The sequence below is a fragment of the Burkholderia cenocepacia genome, from assembly GCF_900446215.1.
In the GTDB taxonomy this organism is placed as follows: Bacteria; Pseudomonadota; Gammaproteobacteria; order Burkholderiales; family Burkholderiaceae; genus Burkholderia; species Burkholderia cenocepacia.
The window spans coordinates 220,075-236,550 of record NZ_UAQZ01000002.1; the positions used below are offsets into that span (position 1 = coordinate 220,075).

Here is a 16,476-nt window from a genome sequence, read left to right on the forward strand (position 1 = left end):
CGGTCAGGCTGGATAGCGGTTGATGCGCGATCAACCCGGCCCGTCGCTCGCTGCCGCGAGCAGCGGCACGACCAGATCGCTGATCGGCGTCGGAATGCCGTGGGTGCGTCCGTACCGCTGCACGACGCCATTCCGGCAGTCCCACTCGAGGGGGCGGTTGCCCTGTCGGTCGGCAAGAATCGACGTACCCAGATCGGGTGGAAAGCCATGGAATCCATCGACGATTTCCTGCGGCACGTCATCGCCCAGCTTCGCGCCCTCCGCACGCGCGACCTCGAGACATTCCCGCAGGTAGGCGAGCGCCAGGGCCGTGATGTCGCTGCGCGAGAACATGCCGGCGCGGCGGCCGGTCAGCACCATGAGTCCCGCCACGGCATTCTGCAAAAGCTTTCGCCACGCGAGCGAGATGAAATCCTCCGCGACCTCGGGCGAGCAGCGCGTGCCGCGTAAAGCCGACACCACCACATCGCTCGCCGGCGTATCGGGCAGCGTGAGCCGGGGCTTGCCCCGCAGCCACACCGACGCGTCCGGTTCGCGTTGCGCCGGAAACCAGACGACCGACGGCACCACCGCGGCGCCGGCCGCATACGGTGCGAACGCGGTCTTTTGCTCGACGCCGTTTTGCAGCACGCAGACGACGGTATTCGCATCGCATAGCGCGGAGATCCAGGGTGCGGCGCTCGCCACCTGCGTCGCCTTGACCGCGACGAAGACAAGATCGACCCGTTCGTTGATCGCGTGCGGATCGGTCAGTACGGGCCCGGGCACGACGATCTCGCCGCCATCGAAGCGCAACGTCAACTGCGCGTGCGCCGAGCGGCCGCAGATCACCGGCGTGCGGCCGGCTTCGTGAAGGGCGGCGGCGACCGTCGTTCCGATCGCGCCCGGACCGACGAGGGCGACGCGCGGGTGCGGGGATTTCGTCATGGTGTTCGTCCTGTCGAGTCGTGTGCCAGATGCGGGCGCAGTGCGAGCGCGAGCGGGAAAATCGCGACGGCGGTCAACGCGGTCGCATACGTGGCGCCGTGCACACCGATCCTGTCGCCCAGAAAACCGTAGAGCACGGGCGATATCGCGCCCGATGCGATCGTTCCCGTATAGAAAATCGCGAATGCGCGCTCGGTGTGCTCGGGCGCGGACATCTCCGGAACGGTGCCGTACAGCACCGACGAGGTGCCGTTCAGCATCATGCCCAGAATCGGCAGCAGCACCATGGTCGGCGCCAGCGGGAGATACATCACCGCGACGATGCACGCCGCCGTACCGCCCTCCGTGAACAGCACCGTACTGACCATACCCATGCGCGCGCCGAGCCAGCCGCACATGAACTTGCCGGCCGCGCCGCCGATGAAAACGAGTGCAAGAGCCGTTCCCAACAGCTGAGGGGAGACACCCTTTGCGTTGAGCAGGAAAGGCAGGAAGGTGAGGAGTCCCATGCGTACGGCCGTATCGAGCACGCCGATGGAAAACAGCGCGGCGAATCCGCTTGCTCCGGTGCCACTGCGTTGAGTGGACGCTCGTACCTTGGCTGTCGTCTTTGCGGCGGCGCCACGTGGCACGGCGGGAAACCACAACGCGATGACGGCAGCCACGACGCAGCCCAGTCCGGCGACGATCCATAGCGCGTGGCGCCACGGCATCAGGGTCACGAGCAGCGAAATGGCGGCCGGCAGCGCGGATTTCCCCAGATCGCCGGAAAAGTTGTAGATGCTCAGCGGGCCCCGTGCGTCGCGCCCGTAGATGCGAGACAGGGCGCCCGACGCGATCGGATGCTGCGTGCTCGATCCGCCGCCCGAAATCGCCAGCGCCACGCCCAATCCGAGCAGGCCGCCCGACAGGCCCGCGATCGCATAGCCGAGCGCGGCGAGCAACGTACCGAGTGCGAGGGTCGTGCGGCTGCCCAGACGCTGGGCAAGCCGCCCGGCAGACAACTGCAGCGTCGCCATCGTGCCGGCGTAGATGCCGCGCAGGATCGCCAGCGCCGCAAAGTCGAGCCCGAATTCCGACTGCCACACGGGTAGCAACGCATAGATCATGTCCGTATAGCCATCGTGCATCGCGTGTGCAATGCAGGATAGCCATAGCACGCGCCGTCGGGATGGCGCGGTTTCCGACATGACGGGTGGGGAAAAAACCGGCAGGCGCATCGTTGTTCGCTCCGTGCGAGCGGGTCATGGAAGCCGCGCGCGGTATCGTTTTCAGGCTCGATGGGTGAATTTTATGGCTGACGGGACAGCCATTTCAATTGAGCTAAAATCGCGTCAATGGAGAGAAAAAGTCACGTCATGAACGAGAGCCGGGATGCTGCGACGCACCGCGGGGAGTTGCCCCCGCTCAATGCGCTGCGCGCGTTCGATGCGGTCGCGCGGCACGGCAGCTTCGCGGGGGCCGCGGCGGAACTGCATGTCACCCACTGGGCCGTCGGCAAGCAGATCCGGTTGCTGGAGGACTGGTTCGGCCTGCCGTTGTTCGACCGTCGTCCGCGCGGTGTCGTGCTGACCGACGAAGGGGCCGCGTTGCTGAACGACGTCAGCCACGCGTTCGAGCGCCTCGGCACCGCGGTGGTGCGGCTGCGCCACAACACGTTCACGCAGCGGATATCGGGTGTCGTGCGCGTGAATGTGCCGATGAGCTTCGCGCTTTGCTGGCTGCTGCCGCGGCTCGCCGATTTTCACGCGCGGTATCCCGACATCGACGTCAGGGTGTCGACGACCTCGCGCAAGCTGCGCTATGTCGCCGACGCTTTCGATATCGGCGTGCGTTCCGGTCCCGAGCAAGGCGCGGGCGTCGTATCGCGCCCGTTGATGCCCGACCTGCGCGTGCCGGCCTGCAATCCGGCCTTGCTGCGCCAGCATCCGATACAGAGCGTGGCCGACCTGCGTCATCACACCCTGCTGCATTCGGCCACGACGCGCTCCGCGTGGTCGCACTGGTTGAAGGAAGCGGGGGCTGCCGATCTGCGGGCGGCGCGCCATGTCGAATTCGATCACGTGAATCTTCAGCTCGGCGCGGCCATCGAGGGGCTCGGCGTCGCGCTGGCGTCGCTGCCGCTGATCGGGCGCGATCTCGCCGAGGGGCGCCTCGTGTGTCCCATCGCAGCGCCCGTATGGCGTGCCGACGACTACATGCTGGTGACGAACGCCGATCGCGCCGACGAGGCGGCGGTGTCCGCGTTCGAGGAATGGATGGAAGGCATGGCGAGCCAGGAGGGTGGCTAGGCTCGCCGGTCAGATCGGGCGGCAAGGGGCGACGAAACTGGCGGAAGCCTTCGTCGCCGGCGTCGTGCGCCCACTCGTCCGGACTGGCGAGTCGGCGATCAAAAGCCGTGGAACATGCCGATGTTGACCTGCACCTGGTTGCCGCCCGACGAGGTGTTGCCAAAGTCGGCAGCCGACGCCTGCGCGCCCTTCGCGTGAACGTAGGCCCCCATCGCGTACAGCGCGGTACTCTTCGACAGCGAGTACGTGGCACCCAGCGACACCTGGTTGATCGAAGCCATCGTGCGACCTTCGGCCGCTTGCTTGGGCGTGGCCGCGGAACCGTACACATACGTGTAGCCGGTCGCCAGCGACAGCGCCGGCGTGACCCGGTACTGCAGCAGCGCACCCAGCACGTTGAAGTGGATCGACGGCTGGCCATCGTTGCCGTGGTACTGGGCGTTCGAGTAGCGCAGGCCGGCCGTGTACGGCCCTACCTGGTATTGCGCGGCGATTTGCGCGATGCCCGCGCTCTTGAACGCATTGCCGCCGTTGTAGCCCGAACTCGGATAGCCGAGCGCACCCCCGAAACTCGGTTGTGCCGTTGCGTTCAACCAGCCGTTCTCGCCCTGGTTGACCGCACGAAAGTAGCCGCCGGCGACCGTCAGGCCGCCTTGAGCGTAGGTCGCGGCCGCCGACCACGATTGACCCGAACCGGTTGCGCCGGCCACGCCGCCGAACGAGTACGCGCCTTCAGCCTGGAAGCCGTGGATGATCGGCGAAATGTACTTCACGGCGTTGTTCTGGTTCGTCGTGTTGTCGTTGTTGTCGACGTCGCCCGGGGTCGAGAAGGTCGATGCCGAAATGACGTCACCCGTCAGGGCCTGAACCATCTCCGTCACGGCGTCGAGCTGGCGCCCCATGCGCAGTGCGCCGTACTGTTCGGACGCGAGGCCGACGTAGGCCTGGCGGTTGAACAGCGAACGCGTGGTGCCGATCGGCCCTTGGCCGCCGATGCCGCCGGTGCCGATGTTGAAACCATTCTCGATCTTGAATACCGCCTGGAGACCGCCCCCGAGATCCTCTTGCCCCCTGAGGCCCCACTTGTTCGAACCGGCGGCGCCGCCATCGAGGCCGAACCGGCTGTGACCATTGATGTTCGACGTATAGCCGATGCCCGCATCGAGCATGCCATACAGGGTGACCGACGACTGCGCCATTGCTGCCGACGATGCTGCGAAGGCGGCAACCGCGATAACGCTGATGTTGATTTTCTTGTTTTTCATCTGCATTTCACTGTCAGGAGTGGGTTTCGGGATGGGTTGAAACGGCTTTGTTGTATTCGAATGCAGGTGACGCGCACGGCTTGCGCATCGTTTCGGTCGCGACGGTCAGCGTCGTATTCGCCACAGCGGCGGACCAGATTCACTCATTTCGTGATCCTTACAATCTTGTGTGGAGAACGCCGTATTGCCAGAGCGATCCGGCACCCGCTCGATTGGAACGATCGTGGTGCCACGACGTGAACGAAAGCTGCTGCCTTGCTACGTTGTCGCTTCAGCCGTGCTGCCGCGGCGCGCGCCACGCCCCTGCAACGTGGTCGCACTTTGCAGGTGGAAAAACCATATCAGGAACATAAATTTCCGTCAAAATTAGTTTGATATAAGTTAATCTCGTTTGATGACCTCGCGCCTTACGGAGTTTCCCTTATAGGAACTGCCATCAGGGCGACGTGCTGTCGATGTCCGCGCCATCATGCCGATGATCTCGACAAGGGCAAGCGAATGCGCGCTATGTGGCGGAGGACGATATCCGGCTGAAAGGGGCGGCCGCGATGGGCGACAATCGGGGGCGGAAAGTACCGGTCGGCAGATCTCGCTGATTGCGCGGCGCCGGTCGAATGAGGTCCGTTCGAGAAGCCGAAAGCCATCGCGGAAAATCGGTCACCAAGCGTGGTGCTCGGTAACCGGTCCATTTGCGCGTCGATTGCGATAATCGAAACGGAGAAGGGGATTATTGAATGTCGCGCGTTAGCCGTGCGTGAGCTTTCGTGTGTCGCACTGTTTTCGGACCAGCTACCAGTACCTTACAGGTTCCGATTCCGACCGAACGTCAGTCGCGGACGAAACTCAGCATTCGATCTCGCGCTGCATTAGATAGAATTTCATGTCGTCGCGGCCCTGCATTGAAATCGGCACCGGATCGCGATTAAAGCCGAGCATTTCGTAGAATCGATACGCCGACTCGCGGGCCGTGCACCACAGCAGCGTGCCATGCTGTTCGCGTACATGGCGAAGGGAGAGATTCACCAGCAGGCGTCCGAACCCCAGCCCGCGTACCGACGGATGGACGGCCATGCCGCGCAGGCGCCAGGCCCCGGCGTTCGAAACGCCGGATTGTGCTTCTTTACACACCGATGCCACGGCAACGATCGTATCGTTATCGCGAACGGCAAAATGCATTGTCGTGGGGGCGAGATCGCCGTGTAAAGCACTTCCTTCCTCATCTCCCGCCATCAGGATGGCGGCCCTGAGGGGATAGGTTTCTTCCGCACGGACGGCACAGATGGTGAAGCGCACATCTTGTGAAATCATATAATTATCGGCTCTTTTCGTGACGCAGATTTTCTTGCAGTTCTCTTTCGGTATACCCACTCGCAAAATTAGCAGTTGCCGGATATTGCCGGTAAGGGTAATTTCCTATCCGCCACTTCTTTTCCAATCATACGCTAACTGCGATCACAGATGACGTCGAAAGTCTCGACAGATGCAGAGCTTGCCTACGACGAGATCCGATCGAGGATCTTTGACGGCCGCCTTGCGCCTGGACAGAAAGTATCTCACCGCGGCCTGTCCGACGAACTGGGTTTCGGCCAAATGCCGGTGCGCAGCGCATTGCATTTGCTCGAATCCGAAGGGCTGGTCGTCGTCATCGAAAAGAGTGGAACCTATGTTGCCTCGCCCACGACGAGCGATCTCCGCGAAATTTTTGAAATGCGGCTGGCGCTGGAGAGTACCGCGGCGTTTCTTGCCGCGAGATCGGGCGTCACGCCAGGTCTTTGCGAGGCGGCGGGGAAGATGCGGGAACTGATCGACCGGGACGTCGCGGACATCATGCTCGAGCAACGTATCGGCTGGGTGTTTCATCAAGAGCTGTTCGCTGCCGCACGGAACGTTCGAATCTCGTCGGCGTATGGTTTGTTGCGGGCCCAGACGCTCGCCTTGAACGAACTCCCGCGTGGCGACGCCGAAACCGTCCGGCGCGGCACGATCGAGCATCTGCACATCTTTCAGGCAATCGAAGCGAACAACGGCGAGCTGGCGCGTCAGCACATGTGGAACCACATCGTTGACGGTACGCCGGCACGGATAAAACTGCTAAAGGCGCGGCATGAACACGAAAAATAAAGGGCTTTCCCTCCCGATGCAAATGCTTGGCGGACTTGTCCTGGGCGCCGCTTGCGGCGTGCTTGCTCCGGGCTTTGCCGCGAAGCTGGGCTTCTTGAGCACGATGTTCGGCCACGCGATCAAGATGGTCGTGATGCCGTTGATCTTCCTGTCGGTCACGGTCGGTGTCTTTCGCGCGGGCAAGCTTCGCGAGCGGCTTGGGAAGGTCGCGCTATCCAGTATCGCCTTCTTCGTGTTGATGACCGGCCTGGCTGCGTCGCTCGGCCTGCTGCTCAACTTCGCATTTCGACCGGGGCTCGGTGCGAGCATGGCGCAGTCGGGATCGATGCCGGCAGCGCTCGCGTCCAGCATCGACTGGACGAAGTTTCTCGTTGACCTGATTCCCGCGAACATCGTTGCGGCGCTCGCCGCGGGGAATTCTCTGCCGGTGCTCGTTTTCGGCGTCATTTTCGGCGCGGCATTGGCGGCTGCACCGGAGCGTGCCGAGCCTGCGATCGCCGTTTTCGAGGCGCTGCTGTCGGGGCTGTTCAAGATGGTCCAGTGGGTGATCGCATGGTCGCCGCTCGCGATCTTCGCCGCGATCGCGCAACTGCTGGCGGCCAAGGGCTTTACCGGCGCGCACTCGCTCATCGAACTGCTGGGCGTGGCCTATCTCGGCATGGCGGTGCTGGCCGTCGTACTCACGATCGTCATTCGCATTGCCGGTCAGTCGCCGGTCGCCGTTCTCAGGAAGGTGAAGGAACCGCTGATCCTCGGTTTCACGACGCGTTCGTCCGAAATTACCTACCCGTTGCACCTGAAGAAGCTGGTTGAACTGGGTGTGCCGTACGGCGTCGCGTCCACGATTTTGCCGCTCGCCTATATTTTCAATCGCGACGGCGCCGTGCTCTATACGGCCCTTGCGGTCGGCTATCTGGCCGACGCGTACCACCTGGCCTGGTCCTGGCCGCTGGTGATCACGATCTTGATCCTGACGATCATCACCATCGACGGAGCGGCCAATGTGCCGTCCGGGGCGATCGTCGCCATCACCATCGTCCTCACGTCGATCGGGTTGCCGGCCGATGCGGTGCTGCTGCTGTTGGGCGTCGACGCCTTTTTCGACATGGGGAGAACCGCGCTCAACGTGTACGGGAGCACGACGGCGGCCGCTGTCGCGGTGAGGCTTTCCGGTTCAGACGACATGGCCGCGGAAACCGTGACGCGTCAGGCAAGCGTGTAGGTGCTTCGGAAGCGACGGGCGGCGGGCGTTTTTCAATGTCGCGCCCGGCGAATGTCACGCATTGGGGGGCGCCCGCTCGGCCATCCAGGCGCCGAGAGGAGAACAAGACTGGACGAGCGCGCGTTCTTGTCGAGTTTCAGTGGGTAGGACGACGTATTTTTTGCCGGAGAAAGATGATGGTTGGTTCAGCGTCCGCAGATTTTTTCATGCTGCGCTTAGGCACGCCGCATCCGTCGTGGACATTCACCGATGACAGCAACATGCTCGGCATCGGCGATTGCGACGGGGTGATGAGTGCCATGTTCGAACTGGATCGCAACCAGGTCGCACGGATCAGAGGCTTGGGCCAATCGGTGGGGAGAATCAGGTGTACTTGCGAACGCGGTGGCCGGGAGCTGCAGTTTTATCTCCATGGCAAACAGGTGTCGCAAGGCGTGTGGGTCGGGGTCGCGTCGGCTGATCCCGACTATCTTCCGACGGCGGCGACGATCGCAACGTGGGAAGTGCCGAATCGCGACGATGTCTTCGCGTTTCCGGGCGCGCGGGCAGACCTGATCGCCTCCGCCAGCCTGGCCTGAACTGCGATCACAGATTGTTGCGCGGGCGCGGTCCGGGACCGCTCCGATTCTGGGGACGCGGTCGTCTGACGAGCCCGTCCGTCTGTACGCGCAGGCCGTCTAATGCATGTGGTTCTGGCACGCACCAACCTCGGATCGCCAGAACCAATTTGCTGGCCAGTTCACTGGCCAGCGTTTTTTATTCCTCGAGCCGATCTCGTCGGCTCGTTTGCCGGGCGCTTATCCGGACAAACCGAAAGACCGTTTTGTTCGGGAATTTCGTTCAGAGCGAGGCGAGCGGTGGCTGGATGACCGCTCGCTTTGCGCGCGATCCTTTATCGGGTAAGGTCAGGCAACGCTGCATCGTCGGTAGCGGCACATCGGACACTGTCCCACGCATCGCGTCAATCGCGTCAGCTCCATGCCCCTGATCTTCGTCCCCGTCACGCACGCCGACGCCGAAGCGCTCGTCGCGATCCGCATCGCCGCGATGCGCGACAGCCTCGCGCGCATCGGCCGTTTCGATCCGCAGCGTGCGCGCGAGCGGTTTCTCGCGTCGTTCGATCCGGCGCGATGCCGTTTCGTCGAAGTCGACCATTCGCGTGCGGGTTTCTACACGCTTCGCCCGAGGGCGGATCACTGGTTGCTCGACCATCTGTACATCGTGCCCGCGCATCAGGGGAAGGGCATCGGCGCCGCCGTGCTGCGCGAGATTTTGGCCGAAGCCGACGAACACCGGATGCCCGTTCACGTCGGCGCGCTGCGCGGCAGCGACTCGAACCGCTTCTACGAACGGCATGGCTTCGTGCGAACCGGCGAAGCGGAATGGGACATCTACTACCGGCGCGAACCGGGCACGGCGACGACGTAGCGCTCGCGTGATGGATTCCGAATGAAATCGACACGCACGTATTAGCGTTTCCACCAATGTGGAAAACGCGGGGCCGGCCGATGTCGCAGAGAGGGCGTGAATAATTGATCCGAGGCCGATTATGACGACATCTGCAACAAACGACCTGAATGCCGTGTCGCCCGAAACGTCCGACACCGCGGTGGCATCCGGTGAAGCGGCCCGCGTACCGTCGATCCTGCTCGTCGACGACGAACCGAACGTGCTGTCGGCGCTCAGGCGCGTATTCCGGCCCACCGGCTACGACATCGCGACGGCCGACAGCGGCGAGGCCGCGCTCGAGATCCTGGCGTCGACCGACATCGACCTGATCGTGTCCGACATGCGGATGCCGCACATGAGCGGCGCGGAATTCCTGGCGCGCGCGCGGGCGCTGTACCCGGACACGATGCGCATCCTGCTGACCGGCTATGCGGAGATCGCGTCGGTCGTGCAGGCCGTCAACGAAGGCGGCGTGTATCGCTACCTGAACAAGCCGTGGGACGATCACGACCTGCTGCTGACCATCGAGCAGGCGCTGGAGCAGCGCCGTCTGCGTCGCGAAGCGGCGCGGCTGGCGGCCCTCACCGAAGCGCAGAACGACGCGCTGCGCCGGTTCAATACCGACCTCGAAACGCAGGTTCGCGCGCGCACCGAGGAGCTTGGCCAGACCGTGATGTTTCTCGAAGCGGCGCAGAGCGACCTGAAAAGCAGTTTCACCGCGATGGTCCAGGTGTGCGCGAGCATGATCGAGCTGCGCTGCGGGGCCGCGAGCGGGCATGCGATGCGGGTCGGCGAGATCGCGCGGCGGCTCGCGCTGGCGTCCGGGATGAGCGAACTGCACGCGCAGGACGTCTATTTCGCGGGGCTGTTGCACGGCATCGGCAAGCTGTCGCTGCCGGACGAATTGCTGCACAAGCCGCTCGCGCGGATGACGACCGACGAGCACCGCGTGTTCCAGGAGCATCCGCTGCGTGCGCAGATGGTGCTGACGCCGGTCGCCCAGTTGCACAAGGTCGCGTCGATCGTGCTGCACCAGTACGAGCGCTTCAACGGCCGCGGCACGCCGGACGGACTGGTCGGCGACGCGATCCCGGTCGGGTCGCGGATCGTCGCGATCGCGCGCGATTTCGAAGGGCTGCGCCACGGCGAAATCGGCGCGCCGCATTCGATCGAGCAGGCGATCGACGTGTTGCGTTCGCAGGCGAACGTGCGTTACGACCCGCAACTGGTCGCGCGCTTCATCGAGTTGATGCGGGATCCGGCGAGCCTCGGCATCGCGGCGTCCGTCGCGGAGATCCGGTCGGCGCAACTGCGCGAAGGGATGGAGCTTGCCGACGATCTGCGCACGCATCGCGGCGTGTTGTTGATGACGAAGGGCAGCGTGATGTCCGCGCATCAGATCGAGCTCGTGCGCCGCTTCGAGGCGCGCGAGGGCACGCCGTTCGACATTCTCGTGCTGGCCCGTCCGGCCGGGCAGGCGCACGCACCCAATGGAGGGGCGCCGCCGGCCTGATATCGAACGTCGACCGGATGACGACCGCGGGGCGCGCGACCGCCCGCACCGCGACGCTGCATTCAACTCGTTGCGGGCGCCCCGATCATGCATGGCATCTACAACCTTCCGCTCGTCCTGCTGTCGCTCGCGATCGCGACGCTGGCTTCCTATACGACGCTCGACCTCGCCGCGTTCATTTCGCTGCTCGACAATCCCAAGCTCAAGCGCGCGTGGCTCGGCGGCGGCGCGGCGGCGATGGGCACCGGAATCTGGTCGATGCATTTCGTCGGCATGCTCGCGTTTTCGTTGCCGGTGCCGCTCGGCTATGCGTGGCAGGAAACGGGCGCCTCGCTCGCGATCGCGGTGCTCGTGTCGTATTTCGCGCTGAACGTCGTCACGCGCGCCCGGCTGGGCTGGCGGCGTCTGTGCGCGGGCGGCGTGCTGATGGGCGGCGGGATCGCCGGCATGCACTACACGGGGATGGCCGCGCTGCACATGCAGCCCGGCATTCGCTACGACGCCGCGCTGTTCGCCGCGTCGATCGGCATCGCGGTGGTCGCGTCGACGGCCGCGCTGTGGATCGCGCAGGCGTTGCGCATGCAGCAGGCGCGCCACGCGACCGCGCAGCGCATCGGCGCGGCCGCCATCATGGGCATCGCGATTACCGGCATGCACTACACGGCGATGGCGGCCGCGCATTTCGCCCCGGACGCGCGGTGCGGCGCCGCGAACGGCGTCGACGCGCCGTGGCTGGCGACGACCGTCGCGCTGTTTACGATGGCAACGCTGGTCGTCACGCTGCTCGTGTGCCGTTTCGATGCGCGCACCACTTTCCTGCGCGGCATGACCGATACGCTCGAACGGCTCGTGCGGGTGCGAACCAGCGAACTCGAACGCGCGCTGCACAGCTACGAGCAGACGACGCAGATGCTGCAACGCACGCGTGAGAACATGGCGACCGAGATCGACGAGCGCAAGGCCGCGCACGCGCTGCTCGAACAGGAGAAGGACGAGCAGCGACGCCTGCTGCATGCGCTCGAGGAAACGCACGAGCAGTTGCTGCAGTCGGAAAAACTCGCGTCGATCGGCCAGCTCGCGGCCGGCGTCGCGCACGAGATCAACAATCCGATCGGCTTCGTCAGCGCGAACCTCAACACGTTGAAGACGTGGGTGCGCAGCCTGCTCGACGTGGTCGCGGCGCATGAAGCCGCGCTGCCGCAGCTCGATCCGGCCACCCGCGACGCGCTGACGGCCGCGCACCGCGCGGCGGATCTCGACTACGTCCGCGACGAGATCGCGACGCTGATCGACGAATCGATCGACGGCGCGCTGCGCGTGCGGCGCATCGTGCAGGACCTGCGCGATTTCTCGCGCCCGGCCAGCGACGAATGGAGCGTGGTCGATCTCCATGCGGGCCTCGAGAGCACGCTCAACGTCGTTCACAACGAGCTCAAGTACAAGGCCGACATCGTGCGCGATTACGGCGACGTCCCGCACGTCGAATGCCTGCCGTCGCAGTTGAACCAGGTGTTCATGAACCTGCTGGTCAACGCCGCGCAGGCGATTCCCGAGCGCGGCGTGATCACGATCCGCACGTCGAGCGATGGCGAACAGGTGTCGATCGCGATCAGCGATACCGGCGCCGGCATGACACCCGACGTCGTGCGGCGGATCTTCGATCCGTTCTTCACCACGAAGCCGGTCGGGCAGGGCACGGGGCTCGGGCTGTCGGTCTCGCACGGCATCGTCGAGCGTCATCGCGGCGCGATCGACGTGACCAGCGAGCCGGGGCGCGGCACGACCTTCCGGATACGGTTGCCGGTTCGGCGTGCCGGCGACCGCGCGGACGCCGCAGCGCTGGAGCAGCGGGTTTGACGTCATGACGGCGGCCGTTCGCGAGCGGCCGCTGCGAGCGTCGCGCGTCACGCCGATCGCTTGCGGCGCTGACGACGAAAGAAATGCCAGAACATCGCGGTCGCGTCCGGCCCCTTGGCGGAATGGAACGGCTCGCTCGGGTCCCCGCCGCTCCACGCATGCGGCAGCCGGCGGACGATGCACACCCTGACGACCAGCCGCCCCCCCTTCAGATAATCGACGTAGTCCGCATCGTCCTGCGCGTAGCTGCGTTGCTCGCCGACGCGGATCGCACTGTGTTCGTCGACGAGCCGGTTGAGCCGCGCGAACGCGATGCCGAGCTGCGTCGCGTTCCGGTCGGTCACGACCGTATCGAGCGCGCCGTGGATGACGAGGGCCGGCATGCCGGGATAGGACGCGACGTCGGCGCACGCGTCGAGCGCGGCGATCGGATCGTCGCGGAGCCCGCGACGCATCAGGCTCATCGCGGCCATCGTCGACGACGGCGGCGCGATGGCCGGGCCGGAGTGCAGGCCGACGGCCGCGAAACGGTCGGGATACCGGAGCGCCAGCACCGCGGCGAGCCCGGCGCCGGCGGACAGGCCGGCCACGTAGATCCGGTCGCGATCGAAGCCGTGGCGCCGCACGATGGCATCGACCAGCGATGCGACGGCCGCGGCTTCGGACTCGGTCGCATCGCCATGCCAGTGCCAGCAGCGGTGCGCATGGGTCGTCTTGGCCTGTTCGGGAAACAGCACGGCGAACCCCGCTCGCTCGGCCAGACGGCAGATGCGCGTGCCCGCGGCGAACGATTCGGCGGTCTGCTTGCAGCCGTGCAGCATGACGATGGCTGGCATGCCTGCTGTCTTGGCAGGCGCGGCGGGAAGATACAGCGCATACGCAAGATGGTTCACGAGCCGGCCGGCGCTCGGGCCGGCGGAATGAAACGAGCGCAGCCAGGTGCCGGGCAGCTCGACCGACGGCGCGCGTGCGGCGGGCGCGGTGCCCGTCCGTTTGGCGGCAGGGGCGGCGACGGCCGGCTTGATGGTGCGTTGAACGACTTTTTTGGCGGCTTCTTGGGTGGCTGGTCGCGGCTTGCCGGCCCGCTTCTTCGGCCGCGCACCGGTCGCGATGGAAAACAGTTCGAGATGCCGTAACCAGAGGCTGGATTTTTTCCTGGGCATGTGCGGTTTCGTGCGGGCGGCCGGCCGTGGCGGGAAGAGGCGGCCGACTCCACCGTCGGATGGAAGTCGAACGGGCGCGAAGCAAGGTTCGTGCTGCCGATGCCGCGGCAACCGAAAGGCGGCGTCCGGCTGAACGGGGGTGACGCGCATCGATTATCGGCGATGCTAGCCGCCCGACGTGACGAGCGTGCGAATCGAAGCCTCCTTCGGCCCTGAAAAGGACCATCGCGCATCGGGAATCGTCCGGTTCGCCGGGCTTTGGCCGCCGGGCATTCACCGCCCACGCGGCCGGAAATGACGACGGCGGCGATCGAATCGTCGGATAACGCCGTTGTTCAGTGATATCGTGCGGTTCGACAGAAGCGTTCACCGTTCATTCCGTTGTGAGGGGCGACATGCGTCTTGCTGATTTCATCGTACGGAACATGGAACCGATCCTGGTGCAGTGGGAAGCGTTTGCCGCCACGTTGTTACCGGCTGCGAGGCACATGAACTCGCAGGGGCTACGCGACCACGCGCGCGAGATCCTGACCGCCGTCGCCAAGGACATCGCGACGCCGCAAACGAGGGAGGAGCAGCACGAGAAATCGCTGGGGCGCGCGCCCCAGCCGGCGAACGCCAGCGAGACGGCCGCCCAGACGCATGCCGTTCTGCGCGCCCGGCGGGGTTTCAACATCAACCAGCTGGCAGCCGAGTATCGGGCGCTGCGTGCCAGTGTGCTGCGGCTGTGGATCGATGCGTGTCACCCGGCGCCGCCTGATATGGGCGACATGATTCGCTTCAACGAAGCGATCGACCAAGCGCTGGCGGAATCCGTGGCTTTCTTTACCGACCAGGTCGAGCAGGCGCGCAACTTGCTGCTCGGCATGCTGAGCCACGACATGCGCACGCCGCTGCAGACCATCCAGCTCACGGCGTCGTATCTTGCCGCCCTCAATGCGGGTGAGGCCGTATCGGAGGCCGCCGCTCGGCTGATCCGAAGCGGCGGCCGCATGCAGGGCCTTCTCGACGATCTCTGCGATTTCAATCGAACCCAGCTCGGGCTGGGCATCAACGTCGTTCCCCGCAATATCGATCTCGCGCACGTGCTCGTCAATGTGGTGGACGAGTTGCGGGCCGGTCATCCGGATCGCGAAATTACCGTCGATATGCGCGGTGATCTCCGGGGTGAGTGGGACGAGCAGAGAATGCAGCAGTTGCTGAGCAACCTGGTGGGCAATGCCATCAAGTATGGCGCGCGCGATACACCGGTGCGGGTGGTGGCCACGACGACCGGTGATGAAGTGTTCGTCGAGGTCGGCAACAGCGGGCCGGCGATCGATCCGCGCATGCTCGACCGCATTTTCGATCCGCTCGAGCGCGGGGAAGAGCGTCAGGGACGGACGGGTGACGATGCCGGCCTGGGGCTCGGCTTGTTCATCGCGAGGGAAATCGCCAAGGCGCATCGCGGCCGGATCGACGCGCGCTCCGATCAGACGGAAACCGTGTTTGCGGTGCGGCTGCCGAGACGTGGGTGAAGCGGGGAGGGCGGGTCGGGGGATGATTCGCCGTCGGGCTTGCGGTCGGCGGTGGCGAGAGGCCGCTACCGGCCAGAAGCCGCCTTTCGTGCTTCGCCACCCGGCGTCTGCTTGTCATCCCGCATCAGCCACGCTGACGCACGATTGAGCGCGCGTGGCGCACGACCGTTGTCACCGAACGCCTCTGTCGATGGGCGAATTTTGTCCGGCCTAAAATCTCCTCGATCGATGTACGGGCAGGTCAAAGCCAACGGAGCGCTGAGTGACGGTCATCGCACAACTTTCCGATATTCATGTCCGGCCTCACGGCGTCCTGTATCAAGACGCCGTGGATTCCAATGTCATGTTTTCGGCAGCCGTCGATTCGCTGAACCGCATTCGACCTGAGCCAGATCTGGTCGTCATCTCCGGCGACCTGACGGACGAGGGCACCGAAGACGAGTATCGAAAACTTCGCGAACTGCTCGTCGAGTTGAGGCGACCGTTCGTGGTTCTGCCGGGTAATCACGACGACCGTGGCAATCTGCGAGCCGCGTTCCCGGATCACGCGTGGCTTCCGGACGAGGGCGCACTCTCGTTCGCGCTGGACGTGGGCGAACTACGCGTCGTGGCGTTGGACACCTCCGTTCCAGGGCTACATCACGGTGAACTGGACGCCGAAACCCTGGCGTGGCTCGACACTGAACTTGCCGAGCATCGCAATCGGACGGTGGTTATCGTCATGCACCATCCACCGTTCATGACCGGCATTCCTTATCTCGACATCTACGGGTTGCGAAATGCGGAGGCATTTGCCGCGGTTCTTGCGCGGCATAGCAACGTAGATCGCATTCTTGCCGGGCACGTCCACCGGTCGATGCAGACGCGTCTTGGGCGCGTTCCGGTACTCACCTGCCCGAGCACGACCACTCAGATTGCGCTGCGCGTTGAAGCGGACGCGCAGCCCGCTTCCTTTCTCGAACCCCCTGCATACATGCTGCATCGCTGGGCAGGTCGAGGTCAGCCAGCGGTCTCCCACTTGTGTTACGTGGGGCACTTCGAGGGCCCGTTCCCCTTCGCGTAAGCGTCCCCGTCGAGGACACGGCGGTCGATGACGTACGAGGCATTGGCACGACATGGACAGGCCATGACCGCTTGTTACCCCGGAGCAG

14 protein-coding genes are annotated in these 16,476 nt (G+C 64.8%); 9 read left to right on the forward strand and 5 right to left on the reverse strand.

What is annotated here, in order from left to right:
- Positions 1–30: 30 nt before the first annotated feature.
- Both DTA15_RS10195 and DTA15_RS10200 read right to left on the reverse strand, forming a co-directional pair.
- Positions 31–927 (reverse strand): oxidoreductase, encoded by an 897-nt coding sequence (locus DTA15_RS10195; protein WP_006485534.1) that lies wholly within the window; start codon positions 925–927, stop codon positions 31–33.
- Positions 924–2,147: an MFS transporter gene (locus DTA15_RS10200; RefSeq protein WP_006485556.1), complete on the reverse strand. Its 1,224-nt coding sequence runs from the start codon at positions 2,145–2,147 to the stop codon at positions 924–926. The genes DTA15_RS10195 and DTA15_RS10200 overlap by 4 nt, the downstream gene beginning before the upstream one ends.
- A 138-nt stretch (positions 2,148–2,285) precedes the next feature.
- Between DTA15_RS10200 and gcvA the strand changes: the two genes are divergently transcribed.
- A complete protein-coding gene (gcvA, locus tag DTA15_RS10205) occupies positions 2,286–3,218 on the forward strand; it encodes a transcriptional regulator GcvA (protein WP_006485586.1) in 933 nt (310 codons plus the stop codon).
- Positions 3,219–3,316: 98 nt separating this feature from the next.
- Here gcvA and DTA15_RS10210 read toward each other — a convergent pair whose 3' ends face one another.
- Complete coding sequence (locus tag DTA15_RS10210; RefSeq protein WP_006485558.1) at positions 3,317–4,483, reverse strand: porin; 1,167 nt, start codon at positions 4,481–4,483, stop codon at positions 3,317–3,319.
- A gap of 843 nt (positions 4,484–5,326) precedes the next feature.
- Positions 5,327–5,791: a GNAT family N-acetyltransferase gene (locus DTA15_RS10220; RefSeq protein ID WP_012493705.1), complete on the reverse strand. Its 465-nt coding sequence runs from the start codon at positions 5,789–5,791 to the stop codon at positions 5,327–5,329.
- Positions 5,792–5,941: 150 nt separating this feature from the next.
- Here DTA15_RS10220 and DTA15_RS10225 point away from each other — a divergent pair, with 150 nt between their 5' ends.
- From DTA15_RS10225 to DTA15_RS10250, 6 genes are all read left to right on the forward strand, one after another.
- Positions 5,942–6,604, forward strand: coding sequence for a GntR family transcriptional regulator (locus DTA15_RS10225; RefSeq protein ID WP_006485559.1), 663 nt, complete (start codon positions 5,942–5,944; stop codon positions 6,602–6,604).
- A complete protein-coding gene (locus DTA15_RS10230) occupies positions 6,588–7,826 on the forward strand; it encodes a dicarboxylate/amino acid:cation symporter (RefSeq protein ID WP_006485544.1) in 1,239 nt (412 codons plus the stop codon). Before DTA15_RS10225 ends, DTA15_RS10230 begins: the two co-directional genes overlap by 17 nt.
- A 173-nt stretch (positions 7,827–7,999) precedes the next feature.
- Positions 8,000–8,404 carry a hypothetical protein gene (locus tag DTA15_RS10235; RefSeq protein WP_006485531.1) on the forward strand — a complete coding sequence of 135 codons (405 nt, stop codon included), beginning with the start codon at positions 8,000–8,002 and terminating at the stop codon, positions 8,402–8,404.
- Positions 8,405–8,804: 400 nt separating this feature from the next.
- A complete protein-coding gene (locus DTA15_RS10240) occupies positions 8,805–9,254 on the forward strand; it encodes a GNAT family N-acetyltransferase (protein WP_006485568.1) in 450 nt (149 codons plus the stop codon).
- A 121-nt stretch (positions 9,255–9,375) separates the two neighbouring features.
- A complete protein-coding gene (gene nosR, locus DTA15_RS10245) occupies positions 9,376–10,788 on the forward strand; it encodes a response regulator c-di-GMP phosphodiesterase, NosR family (protein ID WP_006485550.1) in 1,413 nt (470 codons plus the stop codon).
- Positions 10,789–10,875: 87 nt separating this feature from the next.
- Positions 10,876–12,645, forward strand: a complete 1,770-nt coding sequence (locus DTA15_RS10250; RefSeq protein ID WP_006485591.1) for a histidine kinase — start codon at positions 10,876–10,878, stop codon at positions 12,643–12,645.
- 47 nt (positions 12,646–12,692) lie between these two features.
- On the opposite strand, the gene DTA15_RS10255 is transcribed toward DTA15_RS10250, so the two are convergent.
- The gene (locus tag DTA15_RS10255; protein ID WP_006485585.1) at positions 12,693–13,808 is read right to left on the reverse strand and encodes an extracellular catalytic domain type 1 short-chain-length polyhydroxyalkanoate depolymerase; all 1,116 of its coding nucleotides are present in this window, start codon (positions 13,806–13,808) and stop codon (positions 12,693–12,695) included.
- Positions 13,809–14,203: 395 nt separating this feature from the next.
- Between DTA15_RS10255 and DTA15_RS10260 the strand changes: the two genes are divergently transcribed.
- The gene (locus DTA15_RS10260; RefSeq protein WP_006485565.1) at positions 14,204–15,325 is read left to right on the forward strand and encodes a sensor histidine kinase; all 1,122 of its coding nucleotides are present in this window, start codon (positions 14,204–14,206) and stop codon (positions 15,323–15,325) included.
- Positions 15,326–15,587: 262 nt separating this feature from the next.
- On the forward strand, positions 15,588–16,388 hold the full coding sequence (locus tag DTA15_RS10265) for a phosphodiesterase (protein WP_006485584.1): 801 nt from the start codon (positions 15,588–15,590) through the stop codon (positions 16,386–16,388).
- The last annotated feature ends 88 nt before the right edge of the window (positions 16,389–16,476 follow it).

What these genes read in the sequence shown, in the direction of transcription:
- DTA15_RS10260 (WP_006485565.1), top strand. Translation starts at nt 14,204, where the DNA reads ATGCGTCTTGCTGATTTCATCGTACGGAACATGGAACCGATCCTGGTG.
- DTA15_RS10225 (WP_006485559.1), top strand. Translation starts at nt 5,942, where the DNA reads ATGACGTCGAAAGTCTCGACAGATGCAGAGCTTGCCTACGACGAGATC.
- DTA15_RS10195 (WP_006485534.1), bottom strand. Translation starts at nt 927, where the DNA reads ATGACGAAATCCCCGCACCCGCGCGTCGCCCTCGTCGGTCCGGGCGCG.
- gcvA (WP_006485586.1), top strand. Translation starts at nt 2,286, where the DNA reads ATGAACGAGAGCCGGGATGCTGCGACGCACCGCGGGGAGTTGCCCCCG.
- DTA15_RS10255 (WP_006485585.1), bottom strand. Translation starts at nt 13,808, where the DNA reads ATGCCCAGGAAAAAATCCAGCCTCTGGTTACGGCATCTCGAACTGTTT.
- nosR (WP_006485550.1), top strand. Translation starts at nt 9,376, where the DNA reads ATGACGACATCTGCAACAAACGACCTGAATGCCGTGTCGCCCGAAACG.
- DTA15_RS10235 (WP_006485531.1), top strand. Translation starts at nt 8,000, where the DNA reads ATGATGGTTGGTTCAGCGTCCGCAGATTTTTTCATGCTGCGCTTAGGC.
- DTA15_RS10210 (WP_006485558.1), bottom strand. Translation starts at nt 4,483, where the DNA reads ATGAAAAACAAGAAAATCAACATCAGCGTTATCGCGGTTGCCGCCTTC.
- DTA15_RS10230 (WP_006485544.1), top strand. Translation starts at nt 6,588, where the DNA reads ATGAACACGAAAAATAAAGGGCTTTCCCTCCCGATGCAAATGCTTGGC.
- DTA15_RS10240 (WP_006485568.1), top strand. Translation starts at nt 8,805, where the DNA reads ATGCCCCTGATCTTCGTCCCCGTCACGCACGCCGACGCCGAAGCGCTC.
- DTA15_RS10250 (WP_006485591.1), top strand. Translation starts at nt 10,876, where the DNA reads ATGCATGGCATCTACAACCTTCCGCTCGTCCTGCTGTCGCTCGCGATC.
- DTA15_RS10200 (WP_006485556.1), bottom strand. Translation starts at nt 2,147, where the DNA reads ATGCGCCTGCCGGTTTTTTCCCCACCCGTCATGTCGGAAACCGCGCCA.
- DTA15_RS10220 (WP_012493705.1), bottom strand. Translation starts at nt 5,791, where the DNA reads ATGATTTCACAAGATGTGCGCTTCACCATCTGTGCCGTCCGTGCGGAA.